The sequence below is a fragment of the Ramlibacter sp. genome, from assembly GCF_013697775.1.
In the GTDB taxonomy this organism is placed as follows: Bacteria; Pseudomonadota; Gammaproteobacteria; order Burkholderiales; family Burkholderiaceae_C; genus Ramlibacter.
The window spans coordinates 1-6034 of sequence record NZ_JACCWG010000398.1; the positions used below are offsets into that span (position 1 = coordinate 1).

Below are 6034 nucleotides of genomic sequence, written 5' to 3' on the forward strand. Positions count from 1 at the left end.
GCGCGCAGGACCGGCCTGAGCGACGGCGGGCGGGCAAACACGCCGTTCATCGGTAGACGATCTCGGCGCGGCGGTTCTGCGCCCAGGCGTTCTCGTCGCCGCCCGGCACGGCCGCCTTCTCCTTGCCGAAGCTCACGGCTTCCACCTGCGAGTCGGCCACGCCCAGCAGATTCAGCGCGCGGCGCACGGCCTCGGCGCGGCGCTGGCCCAGCGCCAGGTTGTATTCACGGCCGCCGCGGTCATCGGTGTGGCCCTCGACCACCACATGCTTGCCGCCGCCGCTCTTGAGGAAGCGCGCATGCGCCTCCACCAGCGACTGGTATTGCGGCTTGATGGAGTTGCTGTCGTAGTCGAAGTAGATGATGCGCGCCACGTTGGCCGGGCCCTGGCCGGCGCTGCCGGTGGGTTCGGCCATCACCGGCGTCACCGTGCTTTGCGTGCCGCTGCCGCCGCCACCCGCGCCGCCGGGGCCGAGGGTGGAGGCGGTCCTGTCTTCGACAGGCACGTCGTTGAGCGGGACGCTGGAGCATCCGGCCATCAATGCCGCCACGGCGGCGGCCAGGAACACGTGCTTGTTCATCGGTTCACTCTCCTGATTCGGTTCTGGAAGGTCTGGAAGTTCATCGCATCATGCCGCGATCAGCGCAGGAACGGGCCCCAGTCGGGCTCGCGGATGTCGCCGCCCTGGCCGGCCAGGCGCGCCTTGATCTTGCCGTCCAGCGTGCTGGTCATCAGCGCCTCGCGCCCGCCCTGCCGGGTGGCGTAGACGAGCAGGCGGCCGTTGGGCGCGAAGCTCGGGCTTTCGTCGGCGGTGGTGTCGGTGATCGACTGGGCGTAGCCGCTCGCCAGTTCCATCACCTGCAGTTTGAAGGCGCCATTGATGCGCGAAATGTAGGCAAGCCAGCGCCCGTCCGGGCTGATGGCTGGCGAAATGTTGTAACTCCCCGTAAAGGTCACGCGCTGCGGCTCGCCGCCGCCCGCGCCCATGCGGTAGATCTGCGGCGCGCCACCGCGGTCGCTGACGAAGTAGATGCTGCGCCCGTCGCTGGAATACACCGGCTCCGTGTCGATGCTGGCCGACTGCGTGAGCCGCCGCGGCTCGCCCCCTTCGGCGCCGATGGTGTAGAGCTGCGAGCCGCCGTCGCGCGTGAGCGTCACGGCCAGCGTGCGGCCGTCGGGCGCCCAGGCCGGTGCGCTGTTGGAGCCGCGGAAGTTGGCGATCAGGCGGCGCCGGCCGCCGGCCACTTCATGGGTGTAGACCACGGGCTTGCGCGATTCGAACGACACGTAGGCAAGGCGCGTGCCGTCGGGCGACCAGGCCGGCGAGATGATCGGCTCGTTGCTGGCAAAGGCGGACTGCGAGTTCTCGCCGTCGGCGTCGGCTACCCACAGCACGTAGCGGTTGCCGTTCTTGGTGATGTAGGCGATGCGGGTGGCGAACGCGCCCTTGTCGCCGGTGAGCTTTTCGTAAATGAGGTCGGAGATGCGGTGCGCCGCCAGTCGCAGGTCGCCGGTGGCGACCACGTAGCTGTGCACCAGCACCTCCTGGCCGCGCACCACGTCCCACAGGCGCATGCGAACGTCGTAGCGGCCGTCGGCCAGGCGCATCACGCTGCCCACGGCCAGCGCGTCGGCGCCCTTTTGCCGCCACGGGCCCAGGTCGGGCCGGCTGGCTTCGTCCAGCGCCGTGCCGGTGCCGTCCACCGCGCGGAACTGGCCGCTGCGCTCCAGGTCGGCCTGCACGATGGCCGCGATCTTCTGCGGTGAGCCATCCTCGCCCCGGAAGGGCACGATGGCGATGGGCAGCTGCGTGACGCCCACGCCCGTGACTTCCACCCGGAACTGCGCCAGCGCCGGCAGGGCCACTGCGCCCCCGAGCAAGCCCATCACGCCGCGGCGGCGCCAAAGTGCGGGTTGGTTCATGCTGCTTCGTCTTTCCTTCATCGATTTAGTTCAGTCACGCGCACATCGACGGCTTCACGCGCCAATGCCAGTCCGGCTTCGGCCCGAATGATGCCGCTTCGCATGCGCGCGTGGACACGTTCACGGTTGGCGTTTTCCCCCAGGCGGCTGCTCTCCGGGTGCCACAGGTGCAGCACTTCGGTGGCAAGAAAGCCGTTCCTGCGCCGCAGGCCTCGGTGGTGCAGGCGCAGCACCAGGTCCGCGTCTTCGTGGCCCCAGCCCGAGAAGCTTTCGTCGAAGCCGTCCACGGCCTCGAAGTCGCGCAGCCACACACCGAAGTTGCAGCTGCGGATGCCCTTCCAGCGAAACCGCTCTTCTACACGCAACGGAGCACCGGGCCAGGACACAAGATGCGTCAGTTTGTTAACGTCGCCCGCCGCGCGCAGCCGCAGCCATTGCGCGAGGCGCAGATTTTGCAGCATCGGCGAATGGCCGAGTACGCGCCGCGTCAGGCCCTCGCTCATCAGCACACGGCTGCCGTTGACGAAGTGGCCGGGCGCGGCCAGCCGAGCGTGCATGGCCGCGAAGTGCGGCGTCGGCACGCAGTCGCCGTCCATGAACACCAGGTAGTCGGCATCGGCATGCGCCGCGCCAAGGTTGCGCGCACGCGCCGCGGTGAAGCCGGTGTCGGGGTGCCACACGTGGCGCACCGGGCAGGCGAAGTACGGCAGGCCTGCGCGCAGCGCCCGCACATGGTCGGCGTGCGAGCCGTCGTCGGCGATCACGACGCGGTCATGCGGACCGCATTGCGGCGCAAGCGCGCGCAGCACCGCCAGCAGGGCATCGGCGCGGTTGTAGGTGAGGACGACGAAGGCCGTCCTCATCGCTGCAGCAGCCACAGCTTCAGGTAGCGGTAGTAGGTGCCTTCGGCGTTGGACACCGCCAGCACGAAGCCCATGCGGCCATCCAGAAAGCCGCGCTGCAGCACATAGGCGCGCAGGAAAGCCCACAGCCCGTGCAGCACCGCCTTGCCCAGCGAGCTGCGCTTGCCGCGCGCCAGGGCGCCCTGCGCGCCGGCCGTGGAATAGCGGTTCAGCTTGTCCAGCACGGATTCGAGGCTGACCACGGTTGCGTGCAACAGGTCGTTCTTCAATTGCGCCGGCGGCTGTGCGGTGACCACGCGCTCGTGCACCGCGTCGTCGGAAAAGCGCGCGGTGCCGCGGCGAAAAAGCCGCGTCACGCGGTCCGGGTACCAGCCCGAATGGTGGATGGATTGCCCGCAAAAGCTGGACAGGCGCGGCATGCTCCAGGCGTCGGCCTGCGGCGCGGCCGCGGCGTCGCCGCGCACCACGGCCAGGATCTCGTCGCGCAGCTGCGGCGTCACGCGCTCGTCGGCGTCGATGGACAGCACCCAGGGCTGGGTGGCGAGCGCGAGCGCGCGGTTCTTCTGCGGCCCGAAGCCGGGCCAGTCGGGGGTTTGCAGGACCTGCGCGCCGGCAGCGCGCGCGATGGCCACGGTGGCGTCGCGGCTGCCGCTGTCGACCACGATGCACTCGCGCGCGAACGCCAGGCTTGCAAGGCATTCGCCGATGTTGGCCTCCTCGTCGCGCGTGATGAGGATGGCGCTCACGGCCGCGGTCTGCGGAGGACCTCCGGATTCACTGGATAATCCACGCATGAAGCCCGATTATGCCCGCGCGCCCCGCCGTGCCTGACGCCATCGCAGAGGCACGCTCCCCGGGCCTGATCGCGCGCATCCGCCGCGTCTTCCCGTACATCGCGCACGTGCGGCGCTTCTGGGCGGTGGTGCTGATCGCGACCATGGTCGGCGCGGCCACCGAGCCCGCCGTGCCGGCGCTGATGAAGCCGCTGCTGGACAAAGGCTTCCACGAGGGCGCCTTCCCGCTGTGGATGGTGCCGGCCGCCCTGCTGCTGCTGTTCGCCATCCGCGGCGGCGCCGGCTTCATCGCCGACGTGGCGCTGGCCAAGATCGCCAACGAAGGCATGTTCTCGCTGCGCCGTGCCCTCTTCGGCCGCATGCTGGATGCGCGCATGGAGATGTTCGGGCGCGAGTCCGCCAGTTCGCTGTCCAACAGCATCGTGCAGGAGATCCAGACCGGCTTCAGCCTGCTGGTGAACGCGCTGACGGCGCTGGTCAAGGACAGCCTGGCGATGCTGGCGCTGCTTGGCTACCTGCTGTACATCAACTGGCAGCTCACGCTCATCGTCGGCTTCATGGGCCCGGCCGTGGCCTGGCTGATGCGCACCGCGTCCAAGCGGCTGTACCGGCTGGCCAAGAGCAGCCAGGCCGCCACCATCGAGCTGGCCTACGCGGTGGAAGAGAACGTGCTGGCCAACCGCGTGGTACGCCTGCACGAGGCGCAGGCAGTGCAGGCCGGCCGCTTCGACAAACTCAGCCTGCAGCTGCGGCGCCTCGCCATGAAATCGGCCGTGGCCTCCGCCGCCATCACGCCCACCATGCACATGCTGTCCGCCGCCGCGCTGTCGGTGGTGATCTGCATCGCGCTGTGGCAAAGCGGCGACGCCATGACGGTGGGCTCGTTCGCCTCCTTCGTGACCGCCTTGCTGATGCTGATCTCGCCGGTGAAGCGCCTGTCCGAAGTCACCAGCCCGATCGCGCGCGCGCTCGCCGCGCTGGAACGCTCCTTCGACCTGGTGGAACAGACGCCTGCCGAAACCGGCGGCACGCATGCGCCGGTACGTGCACGCGGGCACGTGGAGATGCACGGCGTGACGGTGCGCTACCCCGGCGCCGAACGCGACGCGCTGGAGGATTTTTCGCTGGAGATCCGGCCCGGCGAAACGCTGGCGCTGGTGGGGCCCTCGGGCTCGGGCAAGACCACGCTGGCCAACCTGCTGCCGCGCTTCATCGACGCCAGTGCCGGTACCCTGCTGCTGGACGGCCATGCCTTGCCCGACTGGGACCTGCGTGCGCTGCGTCGCCAATTCGCCATGGTCAGCCAGGACGTGGTGATGTTCAATGACACGCTGGCCGCCAACGTGGCGATGGGACAAGAGATCGACCGCGCGCAGGTGGAGCGCGCGCTGGATGCGGCCAATCTGGCGGGCCTGCTGGCGCAGCTGCCCAGGGGCATCGATTCAGTGGTCGGCCACAACGCCTCGGCGCTCTCGGGCGGCCAGCGCCAGCGCCTGGCGATCGCCCGCGCGCTGTACAAGGACGCGCCGATCCTGATCCTGGACGAGGCGACCTCGGCGCTGGACACCGAATCCGAGCGCATGGTGCAGGACGCGCTGCGCCGCCTGATGGCCGGGCGCACCACGCTGGTCATCGCGCACCGGCTGTCCACCATCGAGCACGCCGACCGCGTGGCGGTGCTGGAGCATGGCCGGCTGGTGGAGCTGGGCTCGCACGCGCAGCTGATCGCGCGCGGCGGCCTGTATGCGCGCCTGCATGCGCTGCACGGCACCGAACTGGTGACCGAGCCATGAGCGGTACACAGGCGGCGCCGTTGCCGCCCCAGGCGCATCCCGCCACCGAACGCGCCTTGCAGGGCGCGTTGACGTTTGCGCTGGCGCTGCTGGGCTTTTTCCTGCCCTGTTCCACGGCAGGCACCAGCATCGCGCTGGGCCTGCTGCTGCTGCTGGCGATTCCGTTCGCTCCGCGCATCGCGCGCCAGCCCTGGTCGGCCGAGCCGGTGCTGGGACTCGGCCTGCTGCTGCTGGCCTACATCGCGCTGCGCACGCTGGCCGAGGGCTGGCCCGCCGCGCGCCTGACCGAGGTCAACCGCTACCACGAGCTGCTGATGATTCCGCTGGTGTGGGCGCTGCTGCGCATCGCGCGCGCGCCGCGCGCCCTGCTGCTGGGCCTGATGGCAGGCGCACTGTGGTTCGCCGCGCTGCACTGGCTGGCGCCGCTGTCGCCGCGGCTCGGCGCCTTCGTCGCCAGCCGCCGCATCTCGGCCGGCTTCGGCCTGTCGGTTTGCGCCTTTTTGCTGTTCGAGCACGCGCGCCTTGGCGCGCTGCCGCGTGCCGCCGCCTACGCGGGCGCTGGCTTCCTGGTGGTCACGGTGCTGTTCGCGACCGAAGGCCGCACCGGCCACCTGGTGCTGGTGCTGCTGCTGGCCTGCGCCGCCTGGCGCGCCGCGCCGCG

Annotated in this window: 6 protein-coding genes; 2 read left to right on the forward strand and 4 right to left on the reverse strand. The window is 70.1% G+C overall.

Features of this window, described 5'->3' with window-relative positions:
- Positions 1 to 46 precede the first annotated feature (46 nt).
- Genes pal through H0U68_RS20440 form a run of 4 tightly spaced genes read right to left on the reverse strand, consistent with a single transcriptional unit; the run spans position 47 to position 3532 of the window.
- Entirely contained in the window at positions 47 to 580 is a 534-nt protein-coding gene (gene pal, locus H0U68_RS20425) for a peptidoglycan-associated lipoprotein Pal (protein WP_296358740.1), read from the reverse strand.
- Between the two features lie 59 nt (positions 581 to 639).
- Positions 640 to 1887, reverse strand: a complete 1248-nt coding sequence (tolB, locus tag H0U68_RS20430; protein ID WP_296358745.1) for a Tol-Pal system beta propeller repeat protein TolB — start codon at positions 1885 to 1887, stop codon at positions 640 to 642.
- A gap of 53 nt (positions 1888 to 1940) precedes the next feature.
- Positions 1941 to 2786, reverse strand: a complete 846-nt coding sequence (locus H0U68_RS20435; RefSeq protein WP_296358741.1) for a glycosyltransferase — start codon at positions 2784 to 2786, stop codon at positions 1941 to 1943.
- Positions 2783 to 3532 carry a glycosyltransferase family 2 protein gene (locus H0U68_RS20440; protein ID WP_365732260.1) on the reverse strand — a complete coding sequence of 250 codons (750 nt, stop codon included), beginning with the start codon at positions 3530 to 3532 and terminating at the stop codon, positions 2783 to 2785. The genes H0U68_RS20435 and H0U68_RS20440 overlap by 4 nt, the downstream gene beginning before the upstream one ends.
- Before the next feature lie 59 nt (positions 3533 to 3591).
- Here H0U68_RS20440 and msbA point away from each other — a divergent pair, with 59 nt between their 5' ends.
- Positions 3592 to 5373 (forward strand): lipid A export permease/ATP-binding protein MsbA, encoded by a 1782-nt coding sequence (gene msbA, locus H0U68_RS20445; protein ID WP_296358743.1) that lies wholly within the window; start codon positions 3592 to 3594, stop codon positions 5371 to 5373.
- Positions 5370 to 6034, forward strand: a 665-nt coding sequence (locus H0U68_RS20450; RefSeq protein ID WP_296358744.1) for a hypothetical protein, incomplete at its 3' end; no start/stop codon positions are given. The genes msbA and H0U68_RS20450, both read left to right, overlap by 4 nt.